This is a genomic window from Ahrensia marina (assembly GCF_001293565.1).
Lineage (GTDB): Bacteria > Pseudomonadota > Alphaproteobacteria > Rhizobiales > Rhizobiaceae > Ahrensia > Ahrensia marina.
Genome location: NZ_JXMU01000001.1, coordinates 279,954 through 298,989 on the forward strand (window position 1 = coordinate 279,954; position 19,036 = coordinate 298,989).

At 50.8% G+C, this 19,036-nt stretch carries 24 protein-coding genes; 9 read left to right on the forward strand and 15 right to left on the reverse strand.

The features are described 5' to 3' along the window. Nucleotides 1–84: 84 nt before the first annotated feature. Complete coding sequence (locus SU32_RS01265; RefSeq protein WP_053997495.1) at nucleotides 85–585, forward strand: DUF1499 domain-containing protein; 501 nt, start codon at nucleotides 85–87, stop codon at nucleotides 583–585. Here the strand turns inward: SU32_RS01265 and SU32_RS01270 are convergent. Together SU32_RS01270 and SU32_RS01275 are read right to left on the reverse strand one after the other, a co-directional pair. Next, nucleotides 582–1,175 carry an HD domain-containing protein gene (locus SU32_RS01270; protein WP_053997496.1) on the reverse strand — a complete coding sequence of 198 codons (594 nt, stop codon included), beginning with the start codon at nucleotides 1,173–1,175 and terminating at the stop codon, nucleotides 582–584. The two genes, SU32_RS01265 and SU32_RS01270, sit on opposite strands and share 4 nt — an antisense overlap. Further along, nucleotides 1,175–2,275 carry a DUF1176 domain-containing protein gene (locus SU32_RS01275; protein WP_082376296.1) on the reverse strand — a complete coding sequence of 367 codons (1,101 nt, stop codon included), beginning with the start codon at nucleotides 2,273–2,275 and terminating at the stop codon, nucleotides 1,175–1,177. Before SU32_RS01275 ends, SU32_RS01270 begins: the two co-directional genes overlap by 1 nt. Before the next feature lie 193 nt (nucleotides 2,276–2,468). Here SU32_RS01275 and SU32_RS01280 point away from each other — a divergent pair, with 193 nt between their 5' ends. From SU32_RS01280 to SU32_RS01295, 4 genes are all read left to right on the forward strand, one after another. Then, nucleotides 2,469–3,392, forward strand: a complete 924-nt coding sequence (locus SU32_RS01280; RefSeq protein ID WP_053997498.1) for a DMT family transporter — start codon at nucleotides 2,469–2,471, stop codon at nucleotides 3,390–3,392. A 322-nt stretch (nucleotides 3,393–3,714) separates the two neighbouring features. Beyond that, nucleotides 3,715–3,963 (forward strand): DUF1344 domain-containing protein, encoded by a 249-nt coding sequence (locus tag SU32_RS01285; protein ID WP_053997499.1) that lies wholly within the window; start codon nucleotides 3,715–3,717, stop codon nucleotides 3,961–3,963. A gap of 166 nt (nucleotides 3,964–4,129) precedes the next feature. After that, nucleotides 4,130–4,372, forward strand: a complete 243-nt coding sequence (locus SU32_RS01290) for a DUF1344 domain-containing protein (RefSeq protein WP_053997500.1) — start codon at nucleotides 4,130–4,132, stop codon at nucleotides 4,370–4,372. 69 nt (nucleotides 4,373–4,441) lie between these two features. Continuing rightward, the gene (locus SU32_RS01295) at nucleotides 4,442–4,846 is read left to right on the forward strand and encodes an acyl-CoA thioesterase (RefSeq protein WP_053997501.1); all 405 of its coding nucleotides are present in this window, start codon (nucleotides 4,442–4,444) and stop codon (nucleotides 4,844–4,846) included. Between the two features lie 27 nt (nucleotides 4,847–4,873). Here the strand turns inward: SU32_RS01295 and SU32_RS01300 are convergent, their stop codons facing one another. The 3 genes from SU32_RS01300 to SU32_RS01310 all read right to left on the reverse strand — a co-directional run bounded on the left by SU32_RS01300 (nucleotide 4,874) and on the right by SU32_RS01310 (nucleotide 6,745). After that, nucleotides 4,874–5,620: an extensin-like domain-containing protein gene (locus tag SU32_RS01300; protein ID WP_160316278.1), complete on the reverse strand. Its 747-nt coding sequence runs from the start codon at nucleotides 5,618–5,620 to the stop codon at nucleotides 4,874–4,876. Between the two features lie 175 nt (nucleotides 5,621–5,795). After that, nucleotides 5,796–6,194, reverse strand: a complete 399-nt coding sequence (locus tag SU32_RS01305) for a Cif family virulence factor (RefSeq protein ID WP_053997503.1) — start codon at nucleotides 6,192–6,194, stop codon at nucleotides 5,796–5,798. A 17-nt stretch (nucleotides 6,195–6,211) separates the two neighbouring features. Continuing rightward, nucleotides 6,212–6,745, reverse strand: coding sequence for a peroxiredoxin-like family protein (locus SU32_RS01310; RefSeq protein ID WP_053997504.1), 534 nt, complete (start codon nucleotides 6,743–6,745; stop codon nucleotides 6,212–6,214). A 70-nt stretch (nucleotides 6,746–6,815) separates the two neighbouring features. Between SU32_RS01310 and SU32_RS01315 the strand changes: the two genes are divergently transcribed. Beyond that, on the forward strand, nucleotides 6,816–7,424 hold the full coding sequence (locus SU32_RS01315; protein ID WP_245625468.1) for a TetR/AcrR family transcriptional regulator: 609 nt from the start codon (nucleotides 6,816–6,818) through the stop codon (nucleotides 7,422–7,424). Between the two features lie 59 nt (nucleotides 7,425–7,483). Here the strand turns inward: SU32_RS01315 and SU32_RS01320 are convergent, their stop codons facing one another. Next, the gene (locus SU32_RS01320) at nucleotides 7,484–8,014 is read right to left on the reverse strand and encodes a hypothetical protein (RefSeq protein WP_144420988.1); all 531 of its coding nucleotides are present in this window, start codon (nucleotides 8,012–8,014) and stop codon (nucleotides 7,484–7,486) included. A gap of 83 nt (nucleotides 8,015–8,097) precedes the next feature. On the opposite strand from SU32_RS01320, the gene SU32_RS01325 reads away from it, so the two are divergent. Further along, a complete protein-coding gene (locus SU32_RS01325; RefSeq protein ID WP_053997506.1) occupies nucleotides 8,098–8,784 on the forward strand; it encodes a zinc metallopeptidase in 687 nt (228 codons plus the stop codon). On the opposite strand, the gene msrB is transcribed toward SU32_RS01325, so the two are convergent. The 8 genes from msrB to SU32_RS01365 all read right to left on the reverse strand — a co-directional run bounded on the left by msrB (nucleotide 8,785) and on the right by SU32_RS01365 (nucleotide 14,070). Then, on the reverse strand, nucleotides 8,785–9,297 hold the full coding sequence (gene msrB / locus SU32_RS01330) for a peptide-methionine (R)-S-oxide reductase MsrB (protein WP_053997507.1): 513 nt from the start codon (nucleotides 9,295–9,297) through the stop codon (nucleotides 8,785–8,787). A gap of 144 nt (nucleotides 9,298–9,441) precedes the next feature. Beyond that, nucleotides 9,442–9,993: a fasciclin domain-containing protein gene (locus SU32_RS01335; RefSeq protein ID WP_053997508.1), complete on the reverse strand. Its 552-nt coding sequence runs from the start codon at nucleotides 9,991–9,993 to the stop codon at nucleotides 9,442–9,444. Between the two features lie 235 nt (nucleotides 9,994–10,228). After that, nucleotides 10,229–10,783 (reverse strand): fasciclin domain-containing protein, encoded by a 555-nt coding sequence (locus SU32_RS01340; protein WP_053997565.1) that lies wholly within the window; start codon nucleotides 10,781–10,783, stop codon nucleotides 10,229–10,231. Between the two features lie 142 nt (nucleotides 10,784–10,925). Further along, a complete protein-coding gene (locus SU32_RS01345) occupies nucleotides 10,926–11,348 on the reverse strand; it encodes a DUF7282 domain-containing protein (protein ID WP_053997509.1) in 423 nt (140 codons plus the stop codon). A gap of 69 nt (nucleotides 11,349–11,417) precedes the next feature. Further along, the gene (locus SU32_RS01350; RefSeq protein ID WP_053997510.1) at nucleotides 11,418–12,125 is read right to left on the reverse strand and encodes an anti-sigma factor; all 708 of its coding nucleotides are present in this window, start codon (nucleotides 12,123–12,125) and stop codon (nucleotides 11,418–11,420) included. Then, nucleotides 12,122–12,658: a sigma-70 family RNA polymerase sigma factor gene (locus SU32_RS01355; protein WP_053997511.1), complete on the reverse strand. Its 537-nt coding sequence runs from the start codon at nucleotides 12,656–12,658 to the stop codon at nucleotides 12,122–12,124. The genes SU32_RS01350 and SU32_RS01355 overlap by 4 nt, the downstream gene beginning before the upstream one ends. A 207-nt stretch (nucleotides 12,659–12,865) precedes the next feature. Further along, a complete protein-coding gene (locus SU32_RS01360; RefSeq protein WP_144420989.1) occupies nucleotides 12,866–13,309 on the reverse strand; it encodes a PAS domain-containing protein in 444 nt (147 codons plus the stop codon). 11 nt (nucleotides 13,310–13,320) lie between these two features. Next, nucleotides 13,321–14,070, reverse strand: a complete 750-nt coding sequence (locus tag SU32_RS01365) for a helix-turn-helix transcriptional regulator (protein ID WP_053997513.1) — start codon at nucleotides 14,068–14,070, stop codon at nucleotides 13,321–13,323. A 565-nt stretch (nucleotides 14,071–14,635) separates the two neighbouring features. On the opposite strand from SU32_RS01365, the gene SU32_RS01370 reads away from it, so the two are divergent. Further along, nucleotides 14,636–15,550, forward strand: a complete 915-nt coding sequence (locus SU32_RS01370) for an HNH endonuclease (protein WP_053997514.1) — start codon at nucleotides 14,636–14,638, stop codon at nucleotides 15,548–15,550. A gap of 46 nt (nucleotides 15,551–15,596) precedes the next feature. On the opposite strand, the gene SU32_RS01375 is transcribed toward SU32_RS01370, so the two are convergent. After that, a complete protein-coding gene (locus tag SU32_RS01375) occupies nucleotides 15,597–15,752 on the reverse strand; it encodes an entericidin domain-containing protein (RefSeq protein ID WP_053997566.1) in 156 nt (51 codons plus the stop codon). Nucleotides 15,753–15,984: 232 nt separating this feature from the next. On the opposite strand from SU32_RS01375, the gene uvrB reads away from it, so the two are divergent. Beyond that, on the forward strand, nucleotides 15,985–19,035 hold the full coding sequence (gene uvrB / locus SU32_RS01380) for an excinuclease ABC subunit UvrB (RefSeq protein ID WP_053997567.1): 3,051 nt from the start codon (nucleotides 15,985–15,987) through the stop codon (nucleotides 19,033–19,035). Nucleotide 19,036: the final 1 nt, after the last annotated feature.

A 19,036-nucleotide genomic window follows, 5' to 3' on the forward strand; every position in this document is an offset into this window, starting at 1 on the left:
GCGGGCTTGGAAAAAACGCCGGTGTAACAGCCGGCGTTTTTATATGGGGCTTTGAATTGCTTCTAAACTCCTTATATAGGCGGCATGAAAATACTTCTTATTATCGCTCTGGTTCTGTTTTTGATTGCCCTCGCCTTTGTCGGCTATGGCCGCGAAAAAAGCTGGCAACTCTTTTTCGGCAATGCGGATTTGGGTAAGATTGACCTTGCCAATATTAAACGCACGAAAAAACCGCATGATGCACTATTGTGCAGTACAGAGACGTGTCAGTCCGGCGCGAAAATCGATGACAGCTTGCCGACATACAGTGCCAATGCTGAAGAACTTATCACAATGATTGACAAAGCATTTCAGAATAGCAGCTTGCTTTACGAGCGTGTGGATGACGGTTCAGACCCGGCTTATGCGCGCTATGTAACCCGCTCTTCCTTGATGCGTTTTCCTGATACGAACCAGTTTTTCGCCATTGATAATGCTGATGGCACGAGCAGCCTGATAGCCTATGCCAGCGCGCAAATTGGCTATTCGGATGCAGGCGCAAATCTGAAACGCCTAAAATCAATTATTGGCAATTTACCGAATTAAGCATCGCGCCAGGCGGCCCGCCCTTCGCTTCGTTCTTGCGTTTCCGTATCGATAATCGCGCGGATCGCCTTGAGCAAATCGTGCCCGCCGGTTCTCTCAACGCCATATGTCAGATTAAACGCATAATCGAAATCAGACGCATTATCGCCCTGCGTGTGCTGCAAAATGGTTTCCAGCTTGTCGAAACCTTTGGCCAGACGCGCTTCGTTGGTTTCGCCGGCATCATATTCCAGCCATAGCGCGACAATCTCCTGACCGACCTCACCACCGTGAATATCGCCCAGTTTTTGCACATCGCGATATTCAATATCGCGCCGGTCGGAACCAGGTGACTGTTCAGTTGCCGGTACATCACCCGCATATGCTTCACCCAGATCATGAATGAGGCACATTTTCAGGAGTTTGAGATGATCGACTTCCGGAACTAGATCACTGAACACCATAACCATCAGGCATAAACGCCATGTATGTTCTGCGGTGCTTTCACGCCGTCCTTGGCTTGTGACTCCGCTGCGCAAGACATCCTTCAAGCGTTCTGCTTCACGCAGAAATTCAAGCGATCGTCTCAGGCGCTCCACATCAGCGTTCATCAGTTTATTGGCCAAAGCTTTTCGTAATCAGACAGATCTTCTTTATAAATGCCGTCACAGGCGTCTTTTTCGAGCGCTTCGACAAGCACAAACCGGTAGGTTCCGGCATCATCCGTCAGCTTCCAACGGTTGCTTGATCCGCAATCTCCAAGACCCCGCCCCTTGAAAAAGGCGTAAAGCTCGCGCACTTCACCATCCCAGACAATATTCCATGCAAGCTGGCTCACACTAGGGCCCTCTTCCGTCATCACCGGCAGTGCCAACGGTGTGAAATTATCACCGTTTTGCAACCAAAAAGCATAAGGGAAATTATATGCGCCCGCATAACCACATGGCAGTGCGATCAGGGCAGAAGTCTCATCAAGGCTTGCTGAAAAGCCGCCATTAATTCCACGTACTTTATCGTTGGTTTGATTGCTGCAACGTCCGGTTTCCTTCCCGAAATAAGAAGACAACGCGGCGGGTACATCTGACCAGCTTTTATAGTTCGCGACATTGGCCTCATCAGCAACAGCCCCCGCTTCTGTAGGCACATTCGCACTTAAAGCCATAAAAGCATTGTCTGCACCAATTCTGCCCTGCACTTCATCAGCAAAGATAAACCCGGCCGTAATTCCGGAAAGCGAGAACGGTGCTGTCGTGCGCCCGGATCGTGTCGTGTAGCTGATTTGAATCTGTTTGCCTTGGCGCACAGCCTTCATCAGTTTGGTGACATTTTCCTGATCGCTATAAAGATATTCATAGGTTGCCGCACGATAGCTGAGCATCGACACATCAAGTTCCAGCACCATTTGCCCGTCAACGAGAAAGCGTACATCGCTGCCGCCGCGCAAAGCAGGACGCACACTGATAACCATCTGCACCTGCGCATCAGGCGCAGCGGACCGCCGGAAACCGAAGCTTGAAAGCGACACACTGCGGTTTGCAATATAGATATTGCAAAGCAACGCATTGTTACATGACACATTGACATCGCGCACACGCTTGAACTGGTTGGCATGGGCGCTGTTTTGCCCCAACCCGATAAGCAACATTGCGCAAAAGGTCACCGCCCACAGCGCTAGCGTCGCACTTCTGTTTAGACTTGTCATTTGGGTCATGCTGAATGGCACCTGTTGATCTCATCAGTTTATTTGGGAAAGTCATAGTCAAACTTCCAGTGCGACTTGAAGTCCCGTAAACCTGACTACCATCGTGGGCAGAAATGCGCTTGAGAACAAGAGGCAAGCGTGCAAAAGACCAACAAGTTTTATATTCGCTCAATTAAGCTTACTCGGACAGGATTATCACAAAATGCGCCGTATCTACGCCAATCTCTTATTACTGCTTGTCGGTGCTGTCTGGGGCATGGGATTTGTGGCGCAATCAACCGCGATGGACGCTATTGAACCGGTATTTTTCACCGGCATACGTTTTCTGGCGGCAGCAATTGCGGTCCTTCCCTTTGCGATTTGGGAGCAGAAACGCCGCGCGCGCAAAGCACCTGAAAACGGGCCGATTTTAACGCGCAAGAATCTTGTCAATTATATCATTTTGGGTGCGATCCTGTTCAGTGCTTTGGGAACGCAGCAAATTGGCCTTTTGACAACTTCCGTCACCAATTCCGGCTTCCTGACCGGCGTGTATGTCGTTATGGTCCCCGTGCTTGGTTTGCTTGTATTACGCCAGGTGCCACATGCGATCATCTGGCCTGCATCCGCACTGACTTTGACGGGCATCTTCCTGCTGTCCGGCGGCAGTTTGACCGGACTGACAACCGGCGATTACTGGACCATTATTTGTGCCGTCTTATGGGCCTGCCATGTTCTTTTTCTTGGACGTGTTCTGAGTCAGAAAGACGACGCGAAAGCGCCTTTCACTTTGGCAACAATACAATTTTTCACCTGCGCTGTACTCGGCCTGGTGCTGGCAGCTTTCTTTGAAAATGTCTCATGGGCAAGCGTTGTTGCTGCCGCGCCGGAAATCCTGTTTGCCGGTGTGATGTCCGGCGGGGTCGCCTTTACCCTGCAGGCGGTAGCCCAGCAATATACAACCGCGCCTCAAGCCGCGATCTTCATGTCATCAGAAGCATTGTTTGCGGCGCTGTTCGGCGCAATCATTTTGGGAGAGCGCATCGGCTTTTCCGGCTATATCGGATGCCTGTTGATCTTCACAGCCATGCTGGCCGTTGAAATTATCCCCATGCTGCGGCTGCGTGCCCGCCCTCAAATTTCGTAACAGCCGGTCAACTCCGTAATCTGCAGAAAGTTTGTGATCGCTCAGACTTGCCGCGAAAACCGGCAAGGCTGGAATTGTGGCTGCATAGGCCCTTTTCACTTGCCCGAAAACGCAGCGGGAAATCAGTAAATGCGGCAATCTTCCGCCGAATAAGGCGGAATTATGTCGTTGTTTTTGCTATTCTTTTTTACATTTAGTGATTTGAAATTCGTCCACGCGCAGTCCATTTTCACTGAGCGGAACGGATGAATGTCTCGACCCCCAACCCTAATAGTTCAGACGGGCCGCAACTTTAAATGTTCAACTGAAAAGGAACACAACGATGAAAAAACTACTATCCGCAGCTCTTGTAAGTGCATCCGTACTTGGCGCAACAGTGCCGGGCTTTGCCGGTGAAGGCGAAGGCGTCGTAGCCGCCATCGAGCCGGCAACAGGCACAATTATGCTGGAAGATGGTACAGCGTGGACAGTGGGAGCAGATGTTGATGTATCAGCGCTCGCTGTCGGTGATTCAATCAAGGTGACATATGAAGACGGCACAACAGTGCTGACATCTGTTGAAAAGATGTAAAACGACAAATTCGGCGGTGGGCAGCAATGGCTGCCTGCCGTCTTTCGGCCATTAATACATTGCTTAATGCAGCTCACTGGCATCCTTCCCTAGCCTGACATCATCCTGCCCGGCAGAGCTTAATGGTAAGCTTTATGTATCCGGCACAACCGAGTGGAAATGACCGATGAAAAAACTTGTTCTTGCATTAATTGTTATTAGCGCAACGACCATCAACGCTGCTTATTCAGCAGAAATTCAAGGCACTGTCGAGAGCGTGGATCTCGACAATATGATGATCACGCTTGCCGATGGCAATGAATACAAGGTGTCGCAGGACATACCCTTGGATTTACTTGCCGAAGGCGCCAATGTCATCCTCAACACGGATGATGACGGAACCGCAACTGACATCATGTTGATTGATTAAGTCACACCACCACAAAAGTCTGGACTTCGCACAGCTGTTACCTACGATGTAAAAAAACGGAGGAACACAATGCCAGCGACCAAGACCGATAAGCCACGCGGCGAATTGACGATACGCACACTGGCCATGCCCGGCGACACCAATGCAGCCGGTGACATTTTCGGTGGATGGGTTATGGCTCAGATGGATTTGGCCTGCGGCATCCGCGGTGCGGAACGGGCGGGCGGCCGCATTGTCACAGCCGCCGTCAATGAGATGTCCTTTACCAGCCCTGTTAAAGTTGGCGACACGCTTTCCATCTATTCCGACATTGAAAAAATCGGCAATACCTCAATGGTGCTCTATATCGAAGCATGGGCCCAGCGCTACCTGACCGACAGGAGCGAACGGGTTACTTTCGCGCGCTTTACGATGGTCGCCATCGATGCCTACGGCAAACCAACCAAAATCCCGCCCCTACTGGATGTAGAATAATCGCGGGGGCGCAGCCAGCCCCAACAATTACATACTGCAATAGGCCTTTTTGCGTTGGCGAATATCAAAGTGGAAATGATCGTGGTGGTCGCGGTCTCCCGGTCCAAGCACCGTACCAAAACGGTGACACGCCTGTCCGCGGACAGACTTCAGGAAGCTTTTCTCCCGCCATGCGAAAAAGGCAGGCTTGGCTACTTTAATCACACGGCCGTTTTTCAGCTTGAACGCACCGATATCCACCGCATTGCCTTTGGAATGTTCGGACCATTTGTCTGTGCGGGCGATCTGCCGGCATGAGTAAGACGACATCTGCCTGATCTCAGCAATGCCTGAAAGATAGCGCGCCCGCGCGGCTGGTCCCGCATCACGCTGAAGCCACTGGGCCATCGAAAGCGCTGCCTGACAGTTCAGTTTCGCGGCGGGTTTCAGCGCAACACCGCGCGCAAGACCGCTCACCTCAACAGGATATTTAATGCCGCAACTCGGGCTGTCGTAAATTTCCGGAATATCAATAAACGTCACACCCATGCGCTTCAGCGTGGCACGGCACTGCCGTTCTTCAGCCGGTAAACCGGCATCCTGCCTGTTGCCGAAACCCGGAATCCCCAGACGCGGAAAGGAAAACACTGAGCTGGTCTTTGTTGACTGGTCAATGCCGGAGCTTGGTGTTGGAACACCGTCCACCCAACTTGCACCGGTCCCGCAGGCAGCGATAATTCCTGACGTGATAATCAAAGTGAAGAAAGTCACACTTTTTTTGCGTGGCAAAGGCATAATTGCTTCATCCATTCGGTTTTAGGCAATCTGCCTAATGTGAGTCCCCGAATGGAATTGTATGGTCTGTTGGTGAACGGCCCGTGAGCAAACGTGGTAAATAAAATCTTATGAATCCAAAAAGGGGCCATAAGGCCCCTTTGCAACAAAATCTTTGTAATAATTATTAGGCCAGCTATGCAGCCTCAAGATCCGGTCGGCTGAAATTGACCTCACGTGTGACCTGCCAGCGACCGTCTTCGAATACAAAATCTATGCTGAGATCAATCATTCTTTTTGGCCCGCCGACAGGTATCTTTCTGGAAATGAGAACGTGACCGCGATCACCCGTCACAGTGAGGCTGTGAATCTTGGCCCACAAATGATCTTCCGGATTTTTGTCTTTGAATGTTTCTTGGAGCAGTTCCATAAAGCCCAGCTTTTCCAGTGTCATTAATTGCCCGTCAATACTGAGGTCCATAACGACAATATCATCGTGGTAAATTTCATCGAGCTTATCCATGTTCGCGCTCACGCCGGCCTGCATCAATTCTTCAATTCGCGCGCGCAATGCTGCTTCTGTCTTATCTGTCATAGTCTTTCCCTGTTAGATTAAACGTAAGTGCCGTTGATCGGGGCTTCTTTCATTGGTCCACGGCGGAAACCAATTCCTTTCGCAATCCATTCAAGATCCGGTCGCGAAAAAGGGACATTCGAAATATCAATGATCTGCACAATGCCATCCTGGTCGATGACGAATAGTCCAGGCTCGGCAAATGGCTTTTCAACGTCAACGCCATTGCGGGGGCCGGAAATATACAGGCCCATTTCTTCAATTTGCGGAATTGTAAGGCCATAGCCAACGTCAAACGCCGGACGGACTTCACGCATTTGAGCGGAGGCCCTATCTTCGCTGTCTGCACTGACAGCAACAACATCAACACCCAGTTCGTTTAATGCGGGCAAAACACTGTTTAGTTCCTGAAGATATTTTGTGCACAAAGGACAGTGCTTGCCCCGATAAACAACCACAAGCATCCAGTCATAATTGCCAGATGGTGTCGGCAGCGCGCGGCGCCCGCCGTTAAGCATAGGAATTTCGATAGCCGGAAACACCGCCCCGGCTGCAAGTTTTCTACTAGTCATTTTAATCTTTCTGCTTTATGTATGGATCGTTACATAAATAAGAAAAACACTAGCCGTCAAGAGATATATATTGATCGATACAAAAAAAATTGGTCGCCCAAGAAAATTTGATTATGGCACTGCTTTAATCAAAGCCATGTCCGTCTTTTGGGCAAAAGGGTATGAAGGCGCTTCCCTGCGCGATTTAACAGGGGCTATGGGCATAACTGGACCAAGCCTTTATGCGACCTATGGAGACAAGCGCGAACTCTATTTAAAAGCGATTGATCACTATTGCGAAGCTGATGCTTGCGCTCCGCTCGTTGCTTTGGAAGAAGCAGAAAACATTGAAGAAGCGCTTCAAGCCTTCCTTCTAGAGGTTATTCACTCTGCAACTGACCACGAAAGCGGCGCCAAGGGATGTTTTTTGGCATCCAGCGTTGCAACATCGATTGGGCAGGTCGACGGTGTTGATAGCCGCGTTCAGGCAGCCGTTGTTCACGCGGAAGAGAAAATAGAAGCACGCTTTCAGGCTGAAATAGACAAGGGAAACCTGCCAAAGCATTTTCCCGCAAAAGAACGTGCATCATTGTTGTTTGATATTAGGCAAGGCTACATGTTCCGCGGCCGTGTCGGTGTTGATAAGGAAAAGATGCAGAACGAAGTGTCCGGCCGCGTTAAAATGCTGCTGGCTTGCTAATTCAAGCAGTCAGTGCATTCAATGCGGCCGTTACAATACTTGCGGGTGTCAAATATGGTTTATTCGACCAGCGAAGCTGTCTGTAGATATTCATCCGGTGTCTGCAGGCTGGCTAGAGCGCGCAATGTGTAGCTTGTCGTGACATTCCAGTCATTAAGCTGGACATTACGGGCATCGATGACAATTTCCTCGTTCAGACGACCTTCACCGCCCGGCGTGACAAACAGTGTTTCAATCTCGCCATTCGGGGCCATAACGGCATCAGAAACATAACCGGCAATTTGGTTGTCGGCTGTTTTAACAGTCATGCCCATCCAAGCATCGTTGAGCGGATGCTCTTCGATCATGGCTTCATCGAAGCTTTCAGAATAAGCACTTTCGCCTTCCACAGCATAAGCGTTGGATAAATCGTCCGCATTTGCAAGGCTGATGGATCCGGCGACAAATACGCTTGATACCAATGCCGCCTTGAGCAGTGCGACCATGCCTGTTGCAGGATTTGCGATTTTAGCGATTTTAAGGTCTGTAAACATCCTCTTATCCAATTCTTGTTCGCTCACTTCTGCGTTGAGCTTGCTGAATTTGTTCACGGCTACCGCCGCTTTCTTGATATATAAGCGCGCGAACCCCCATATTGGTTCCATAACAACCCGTTAAGATTTAAGGTGGTGCAATGGTTTTGATTGCCGGAATCGGCTTTTTGCTTGTGTTAGCAGCGGTTTACGCGCCCCAATACTGGGTCAGGCACACAATGGAAAAACACAGCCAACCGCGCCCCGACTTCCCCGGCACCGGCGGTGAACTGGCCCGCCATCTGCTTGAAACATTCAAGATCGAAGGTGTAGGCGTTGAAGAAACCGATAGCGGTGACCACTACGATCCCGAAAACCGTGTTGTGCGCCTGTCAGCAAACAATTTTCATGAACCAAGCCTGACAGCGGTCGCTGTAGCGGCGCATGAAGTGGGTCATGCTATTCAACACCATCGCGACGAACGCGGGCTGAAAACCCGGCACATGCTTGTCAGCGTGGCGATGGTCACCGATAAAATTGCGGGGATTTTCTTTCTGGCTGCGCCGGTACTCTTTGTCATAGTGCGTTCGCCTGCCGCAATTTATGCCATGATCGCGCTCGGCATCATGCTTTTGGCGGTGCGGGTTCTGGTTCATTTCTTCACCTTGCCGGTCGAATATGATGCCAGCTTTAACAAGGCGCTGCCAATTTTAAAGGAAGGCGGTTATTTGCAGGAAAATGATCTGGCAGCCGCTCGCTCTGTATTAAAAGCGGCTGCCCTGACTTATGTTGCCGGTGCATTAATGAGCCTGTTGAACCTAGCCCGATGGATCAGGCTTTTACGGTAATCAGGCAGGCTTAAATGTAAGCGCCAGACCGTTTAAACAATGGCGCAAACCTGTCGGCTCCGGCCCATCCTCAAAAATGTGCCCCAAATGACCGCCACAGCGGCGGCAATGCACTTCGGTGCGTGTAGAGAAGAAGGTATTGTCCTCCTTGGTGCGCACGGCATCGTCAATATTGTCATAAAAGCTCGGCCACCCCGTCCCGCTTTTAAACTTCGTCTCGGACGCATAAACAGGTAAGTCACAGCCACGGCAGTGGAATGTGCCGTCACGCTTCTCGTCATTAAGCGGACTCGTGAATGCGCGTTCTGTATCTTCCTCACGAAGCACCGCAAATTCGGCGTCTGATAGTATTGCGCGCCATTCTTCCGGCGTTTTGGTGATTTCGTACGTCATATCGCCAGCCTCTGGCGGATAAGGCCCTTTTGCAGCCCGTGTCGGAGCAACTCCCGCGCCGAGCAAGGCAATATTGGCACCAAAAATAGAGCTATATTTTAGAAAGCTTCTGCGTTGCATATCGGTCTCCTCATTTATCTATCTTTATAACGTTTGCGACTGACCTAAAGTTTCGCTCAAACCCAAAAAGCCCCCAGCCTTGACGGCCGAGGGCTTTCTTCAATGCCGCGAGAAATCATTTCAGACGGCATGTTTAAAGTGCAGTTAGCCCGCAGGCAGAAGCACTTTGTCGATCACATGAATAACGCCGTTTGACTGATCAACATCAGCGATTGTGACAGTGGCAACATTGCCTTTACCGTCTTCAATCATGATTTTGTCGCCTTCGTATTTGGCTGTAAATTCACATCCGCCAACGGTTTTGACAGGGTGTGCACCGCCGTCATCATCAACCATTTTCGTAATATCTTTTGACATCGCATCAGCAGCAACCACATGGCATGTCAGAATTTTGGCAAGCTGGTCTTTGTTTTCAGGCTTGAGCAAAGTCTCAACCGTACCTTCTGGAAGCGCAGCAAATGCATCATTTGTAGGGGCAAACACTGTGAACGGGCCTTCGCCGGACAGTGTTTCAACAAGATCGGCAGCTTTAACAGCAGCAACCAGTGTTGTGTGGTCTTTTGAGTTAACAGCATTTTCAATGATGTTTTTGTCTTCGAACATTGGCGCGCCGCCAACTTCCGGGTTCATCGCGAATGCTGTGCCGGCTGTCATTGCAGTAACTACGGATGCTGTAAGAAATTTCTTGATGTTCATGGGATAATCTCCTTGTTAAAAAACGCTGGTCGGAAATTGGTAAATCCGTCTCCTCCATCCAGCACCTATGTAACGAAATCCCGCCCAATAAGTTTCAAAATAAGCAAATTATTTCAATATCTTATATAAAAAATCCCTCTGCCATTTCTGACAGAGGGACGCCCCCTCGGCCTCGCTCAGAAGGGATGAAGAGCGGGACCGAAATTGGCCTTTTAGCAGTGTAAAGTCGCCTTTATTATTTCGGCAACAGAACGTCATCAACCACGTGGATCACACCATTTGATTGATTAACGTCAGCGATTGTTACTTTTGAAGCACCGCCGCTTTCGTCAAAGATGTAAAGATTGCTGCCTTTGATTACTGCAGTCAGCGCATCGCCTGACACTGCAACCATATTATAACGGCCGCCATTTGCCTGTGCTTTGGCCATCAAGTCCGCGCCGGACAGTTTGCCGGAAACAACATGTGCCGTCAGAACTTTTGTCAAAGTGTCTTTGTTTTCAGGCTTTAGAAGTGTGTCGACAGTGCCTGCTGGCAATTCCTCAAAGCCGGCATTAACAGGTGCAAACACGGTGAATGGACCAGGGGATTGCAGAGTTTCAACAAGTCCGGCAGCTTTTACGGCTGCGACCAATGTTGTGTGATCTTTTGAGTTTACGGCATTTTCAACAATGTTCTTGTCTTCGAACATCGGCGCACCGCCAACTTCAGGGTTCATCGCCATTGCAGTTGAGGCGGATGCTGCGACAACGAGAGCCGCAAGGGTTGTTTTTACTGTTGTGAATGTCATTTCTAGCTCCTCCAAAATCATGCTTCATGCATGTTCAGGAGTAGTTACGCGGCGCCATCACAATTAGTTTCAGCAAAACACAAAAAAACCGCCGGAAAGTTTCCGGCGGCCTCAATATATTGAATTTACGAATGAAATTCAGTTATTTGGCGCTCACAACAGTCATAACCAACTTGTCGTCAACCTTGATCGGGCCGTCTTCTTTAGCGCCGAGTGTATATTCAAAAACACCGGTTTTCATGCCGCCTTGTTCAGAGTGAACCATTAGCATCAGTTTGTCGCCGGATGCCACTTCCTCTGTTAAAATAGCGGTCACATCCATGTTCATGCCTTCTTTAATAGGCGCATGACCAACAACCGGACCAGGCTTCATGGTGTCGTCTGTACGGTGAACAACAAGCCAGCCGTTTTCACCGGCTGTGATTTCTGATGCTGTGACTGTACCGCCGGACACATCCTGGTCTTCAGCTTTTACGCCTAGTGAAGCATGAGCAGCAGCAAATGCACCTGTAGCAATCGTAGCGGATGCGATTGTCGCAGTAATCAGTGTTGTAAATTTCGTCATTAGAATCTCCCTTTTTGAGTGATGGTCTAATCACGGGAGCACACGACAATAAGTTTCACTTTTTTACAATTAAATTTGTTGGACCGGTCCGGCAGCCAGAACAGCGCCTGTCGGCTTGCCTGACGGCGAACCACCCTCCGGCTCATCAGTGATTGCTAATACGGCCTCAGAAGACATTGCCGCTTGCAGCTCTTCAGGCACGTCCACTTCATAAATATCATCTGTCGGCAAAACGCCCATAGACACAGGGTCTTCTGATCCGGCAATGATCCACAGCTCGAAATCACGGTTTTGAGCCGCTTCACCGGCCGTCCGTTTCAAGCGTAGTTTCTTTGCGTCATCATCATAGTAGGCAACAAGGCGCAGATCCGAATCTTCACCGGCCATTTGTGCCACAAATACATTGCCAGAAGCAGGTTGCTGCGGCGCGATAACATTGTTGGCATAAAGTCCGCCGACAACGATAAGACCCGCAAGCGATGCGATTGACAGGCCCCGCCAGAAACCAAGCGAGCTCCATATGCTTGCATTGCTGCTGGATGAGGTGAACAAACGCTCTTCAACCTTACGCAATACCGAGGCAGGCGCTTCAACAGGCTCGACTTCGTCAACCAAGGTCACAAATTGCGAGTTCCACCACGCAACACGATTGCGCAAACCGGCTTCGGCGACGATACGCTTTTCCAATGAAATGCGCTCGCCATGAGGAAGCGTGCCAAGCGCATACTCTGCGGCCAGCATCTCGTCCTTCTTATCTATGGTCAATTGCGAACTCATTGTTCCAAACATTCCTTTAAGCTGATGAGACTCCGGCGCAGCCAGGTCCGCATCGTATTAATCGGCACGCTAAAACGCTCTGCCAATTCTTCATAACTATATCCTTCGACATATGCGCCCCGCACAGCCTGAGCCTTTTGCTCATCCAATTCCTGCAAGCAATTATCTATCCGCTTGCCTTCGGAGGTGTTGATCGCCTCCTGTTCGGGCGTTTTGCTGTCGTCAGACACATCAAACGCATCATCAATATCAACCGCAATCGGCTTGCGCGCTCTGATGACATCGATTGCGTGGTTTCGAGCAACCACGACAAGCCATGACATCGGGCTGTATTGATTGACGGCAAACTTGTCAGCATTATTCCAGATTTTGACATATATCTCTTGCAATGCATCTTCCGCTTCGGCCCTATTATTTAAAATACGCAGCACGACGCCAAAAAGTTTCGCAGAAGTCAAACTATAGAGTTTCGTAAAGGCAGCGCGGTTATTCAACGCACACTGAGAGATTAAATTTCCAATATCGTCGGACAAATCATAGTTCCTTCCGGTGATTTGGTAAGCAGTGCCAACGTAACAATGTTGCAGACTTTACCCAAGTCTTACCAATTGAACAACTGAGCATAAAGCGCAATGAATCATGCACCCATGGCAATATTACGCCATAGCCGGCATATCGGATTTAAATTCGGGAACGATCTCCAGTTTCAGCGTGAAATCTGCTGTCCCCGCAAGACGCAATTACTCAATAGCAACGCTGCGCACGGGTGCCTGAAACTGCGAAAAGGTACCGTAAAGTTCATCGCCATTGGCGGTTGTACGGAATAGCCCCGTCGACTTCACCAGAACCTGAGGACCATCTTTCGGCAGTAAACGCAACACAAACCGGAAGCCGGACTTCTTGGCAATCGCCTCTTCCACGCATTGCATGACCAGTTCACGGTCTTCCGGATGATAGGCATTGATGGCAGAGACCAAATCCACAGGGCCGACAGACGGTGACATGCCATGGATCAGATAGACATCGTGGGTCCAGTAAGTCAGACCGCTCGCAATATCCAGACGCCAGGCGCCATAGGGATCAAAACTACTTAAAGGATCAAGAAGCGAGATACCTTCAAGGCCGATTTCACTGAGGTCCTGTGAGGACTTCTCTGTTTCACCAATTTGCATTGTAAGTGCCACTGATGCCCTCCTTATTTAAGCAACCCCATACGCATAGCTTTACTAACCGCATGTGCGCGATTCTGCGCGTTGAGTTTCTGACAGATTGAACCGAGGTAGTGGTTAATTGTGTGCTCGGAGATGTCAAGAATAGTAGAAATTTCGGCGCTGGTTTTGCCTGCCGCTGTCCATATTAGACATTCTTCTTCGCGCGGCGACAACGCCATATCGGATGAAGTCTTTTTAATCTCAAACTGCTTTAGTTTGGCAAATATAGACTGCGAAAGAAAATTGAGCGTGACCAACTCGTCCATAGAAGGCGCTTCACGTTTGCCTGAAAATGACACTGCACCCAATTCCCCTGCCGCAGTGTGAACGGAGAAATAAACTCCCATTTCGAAGCCGAAATCCCTGAACAGTTCAACCGCGGCATTAGCCTGATTGCCATCACTACGGACGGAATTCAGTGCTTCAAGCTCCCAAACAATGGGCTCCACGCTGGATTTCAGTCGTGCGATGATCGGACTTTTCTTCAACAGGCCCAAAGCGTCATAAGCATTAACGAGCTCCGGCGGCCAATTGGAGACAACAGACAGTTCGGAAAGATTTTCCTGCGCATCAGTGGGTATGTTGATTGATGAGAAATGTGAGAAATCATATTGTACGCAGATCGATCGCAAGAGCCGGAACACATCATAAGACGTCTGACATTCGGCGATCAGCGGAAGGAAGTTGGTTCCTTCTGGCGTTAGCACAGGATTTGTTTGTTTTATCGAAACCATAGAACAACCCAGGACAAATTCACTCAAAGCGCGGCAGGCCGCACCAGAATCGTTCTACATGAAAAAAATTAAGAAAATGACAAATGCGGCTCATGCAGAATCGCACGAACCGTTTCATTAATCAATAAAATTTGATGTAAATGCACTTCATCATGTTTTCCGCACACGCTGACTATGGTTTTCAGCCATCTTCAGCAGCGCGGACAGTGCAATAACACCAGCCTCTTACTCACAGGTTTTATGCTCTTAACCATAAAACCGAACTCACTCACTTCACTCAAATTGCTTTCTACGAAGCATCTTATGAAACACAATCTATCCCCTCCGTATTAAATCGAAGTTCGAACCGCGCAGACAGTTGTGGGAAGTGAAATTTGACAGGCTATTTCCTGCTGTCAGCTTTTAACAGACTGCTAACCATGGGGGCTGCACGCGGGTAATTACATGCATAACCATAAGTGGTCATGAGATTTAGCATCTTTGAATCATCAGCTTGAACAAAAATACTAAATAATTCTGATAAACCGACTAGACAAAGTTCATTTGAACATAGCATCTAAGAGTTATGAAAGCCGTTTTCTATCATAAGCCTGACAGCAGTTATGACGACTACACTGGTGAACGCTATCACTTTCCTCATATTTACTTATCACGCGTAGAGCCAATCATTGGAGACTGGATAGTTTATTACGGTCCACTGCTTAAGCAAAAGGGCCGTTATTATACGGGTATCGCAAAAGTCAGATCTATTCGCGCGGATCCAAACCACGAAAATCATTACTATGCAGACCTAATTGATTACATCGATTTTGATCGCGCCGTTGAATATAAGGAAAATGGGGGCTTTGAGAAAAGGTTAGTCCTAGAAGATGGAACAATAAGCAACGGAATGAAGGTTCAGGCAGTAAGGAAACTTGAGGAGGCTGAATTCGCAGCAATTGTAGCAGCAGGTTTATCACAAGAAGACGAATGGCCAGATCGAATTGATGAAACAGACTCCGAAAAGGTTGGTGATCTAGAAACTCCTTCTGGTTTCAGCGATAACCCGCAGGCAGGTTTTTCTAACGAGCCGTTCGAGCGCGTAATAGTCGAGAGTTTAACAAGGCGAAAATGGCGCGATCGCAAATTTCAGCAAAATATTAGAATCGCGTACGATAGAACTTGTGCTTTCACGAGCCTCAGATTGATCAACGGCTTAGGGTGCCCAGAAGTAGAAGCCGCCCATATCCGCCCTGTTAAAAATGGCGGAAATGACTCCATTCGAAACGGCATTGCTCTTTCAGGTACAGTTCACTGGATGTTCGATCGTGGTTTACTATCACTAGCAGATGATTTCACTATTATGGAATCACGCCATCTCAATCACGATGTATCGCACCTTCTAAACGCCAACAAGAAAGCAAAAGTCCCTATGGATACGCGCTTTCAACCACACCCTCACTACCTAAATTGGCACAGAGAAAATGTGTTTAAGCACTAAAAACCCGCGGTCATCACGCCGGTTCTTCGATACAAAATCCAACAACTTAGTTTGCCGAATTCGCCACGTTATTGGTTGCATCGACGGTTGCATCAACCGCATTGGCCGTGTCCGCGCCAACGCCTCTGATTGTATTTGCGCAGCCAGCAAGCGAAACAACAAACAAAGTTACGATAATCGTTTTCACAAATGACATGGTCATGTCTCCCTTCAAAAACGCATAACGCATAAATGCGTTGCCGGTTCCCTTCCTCCTGACAACGTCTTGTCAGTAACACGCCGATTATTTGAAATGCCCCCTTTCTTTAGCAGCACCATTTTCCCATATTGTGGTTATGGCTAAGCGACCTCCTAAAAAAACCGGCAATCCGTCGAAAATCGATGAAGCGGCAGATGCGCGCGCAACGACCGAGAAAGAGCGCGAAAACTCTTTCATGAAAAACGCGCCGGAACAGGCTGAGGGCTTCGGCGAAATGCCGCAAGCTGATTTCAACGGCGCGGAAATTTCCGGCTCGTCCATTTCCGATTGGGTAAACCAGTTGGAAGAAGAAGCCGCGCGCGAACAGCGCCGCGAGGAAACCCGCGAAATCCGCTCCAAAGCCGGCAAGCACCGCCGTAAGGTTGAACAAAAAGCCGCTAAAGAAAAACAAAAGGGTGATACTTTAAAGGGCGACCGCCCGTCGGCGGCTTCCCGCCGGAGTGAGCGCACCGCGAACGATAAGAATATCGTTGGCGACAAGCGTACCGGTGGCGGCACATCCATCGGCGGCACCAATGATCCCAAACAACGCGCCGCAGCCGGCCTCAACCCCGTTGCCGGTCTTGATGTTTCGCTGGAGGAAGCCGGACAACTGGCATCAACATCCGGTGTCACAGCAACCGTGGAAGCGCTTAAAAACCTGATCGACAGCGGCAATCCGCTGTTCAAGAACGGCCAGCAATGGGTGCCGCACCGCCCTGCCCGTCCGGAGAAATCCGAAGGCGGCATCAAAATCGAGATGGTGACGGACTATAAGCCCGCAGGTGATCAGCCGACCGCGATCAAGGATCTTGTGTCCGGTCTGAATGATGATGACCGCACGCAGACGCTGCTCGGCGTCACCGGTTCGGGCAAGACCTTCACCATGGCGAAAGTCATCGAGGAAACGCAGCGTCCCGCGCTGATCCTTGCCCCCAACAAGACGCTCGCCGCGCAGCTTTACGGCGAGATGAAGAACTTCTTCCCCAACAATGCGGTCGAATATTTCGTCTCTTATTACGACTATTATCAGCCGGAAGCCTATGTGCCGCGCACCGACACGTTCATCGAGAAGGAAAGCTCAATCAACGAGCAGATCGACCGGATGCGCCATGCCGCGACCCGCGCCCTGCTGGAACGCGATGATTGTATCATCGTCGCGTCGGTGTCGTGTATTTACGGTATCGGCTCGGTGGAAACCTATACCGCGATGACATTCCAGATGTCGGTCGGCGACCGCATAAACCAGCGCGAATTGCTCGCCGATCTGGTGGCGCAGCAATATAAGCGGCAGGATATTAACTTTGTGCGCGGCTCGTTCCGTGTGCGCGGCGATACGATCGAGATTTTCCCCGCGCACTTGGAAGATGCCGCCTGGCGCATCTCCATGTTTGGCGACGAGATCGACGCGATCACCGAGTTCGACCCGCTGACGGGCAAAAAGACCGGCGATCTGAAAAGCGTCAAGATTTACGCCAATTCGCACTATGTTACACCGCGCCCGACGCTCAATCAGGCGCAGGAGAAGATCAAGGCCGAGCTCAAGCACCGCTTGGAAGAACTGAATGCCGCGGGCCGCCTGCTCGAAGCGCAACGTCTGGAACAGCGCACGCAATACGACCTTGAGATGCTCGCTGCGACGGGTTCCTGTCAAGGCATTGAGAACTATTCGCGCTATCTGACCGGACGCGCGCCGGGCGAGCCGCCGCCAACGCTTTTCGAGTATATCCCGGATAATGCGCTGGTGTTCTGCGACGAGAGCCACGTGACAATTCCGCAGATCGGCGCGATGTATAAGGGCGACTTCCGCCGCAAGGCCACGCTCGCCGAATATGGCTTCCGCCTGCCGTCCTGTCTCGATAACCGCCCGTTGCGCTTTGAGGAATGGGACGCGATGCGCCCGCAGACCATCGCCGTGTCCGCCACCCCCGCCGCGTGGGAACTGGAACAATCCGGCGGTGTGTTTGCCGAGCAGGTCATCCGCCCGACCGGCCTGATCGACCCGCCCGTGGAGATCCGCCCTGCGAAGGATCAGGTGGACGATGTGGTCGGCGAAATCCGCGCGACGGCCGAGGCCGGTTACCGCACGCTCTGCACCGTGCTGACCAAGCGCATGGCCGAGGATCTGACCGAATATCTGCATGAGCAAGGCATCCGCGTGCGCTATATGCACTCCGACATCGACACGCTGGAGCGCATCGAGATCATCCGCGATCTGCGCCTTGGCGCGTTTGACGTGCTGGTCGGCATCAATCTGTTGCGTGAGGGCCTCGATATTCCCGAATGCGGCTTCGTCGCCATTCTGGATGCCGACAAAGAGGGCTTTTTGCGCTCCGAAACCTCGCTGGTGCAGACCATCGGCCGCGCCGCGCGCAATGTGGACGGCAAGGTCATCCTCTATGCGGACCAGATCACCGGCTCGATGCAGCGCGCGATTGACGAAACCACCCGCCGCCGCGAAAAGCAGCTTGCCTATAATGAAGAGCATGGCATCACGCCGCAATCGGTCAAAGCCAATATTTCCGACATTCTGGACAGCGTTTACGAGCGCGATCATGTGATGGCCGAAATCAAGGGCGACAAGGGCGCGGCGAAAGATTCCGGCGCGCTGGTCGGCAATAATCTCAAGGCGCATCTTGATGCGCTGGAGAAAGACATGCGCGATGCCGCCGCCGATCTCGACTTTGAAAAAGCCGCGCGCCTGCGCGATGAAATCAATTGCCTGAAGGAAACCGAACTGGCGGTCATGGACGACCCGCTGGCCCGTGACACGGGCATTGAAAATACGAAAGACAGCCGGAAGAGAGCTGCGCGCGGACAGCCGCCTAAACCTTCAAAGGGCGCTGCGCCCATCAATCAAGCACCGTCATCCTCGGGCTCGACCCGAGGACCCATTCCTGAGAACGACGGGCAATCCGGTGGGTTCAGAAAAAACACCCTCGACGAAATGACCGTTGGCCGCACGGAAAAACCCGCCACGCCGGAGGGGTGGTCTCAGCCGCGCAAGACGTGGACGGAAGATGCAAAAGCGGGCTTCTCATCTGACGGTGCTGCTCACGGCACCGACTCCCAAAAGCATGACCATGCGTCGGCGGCTTCCCGCCGGAGCGAGGCCACGCCGAGCAATACAGAAAACGAGGCAAAGCCGATCAAACGCCACCGCATTGGCGCGGGTTCTTATGAAGACCCTAGCGATGCCCGCAAAGCCAAACGCCGACCGGGCAAGACGGGAAGACCGGGGCGGTAGA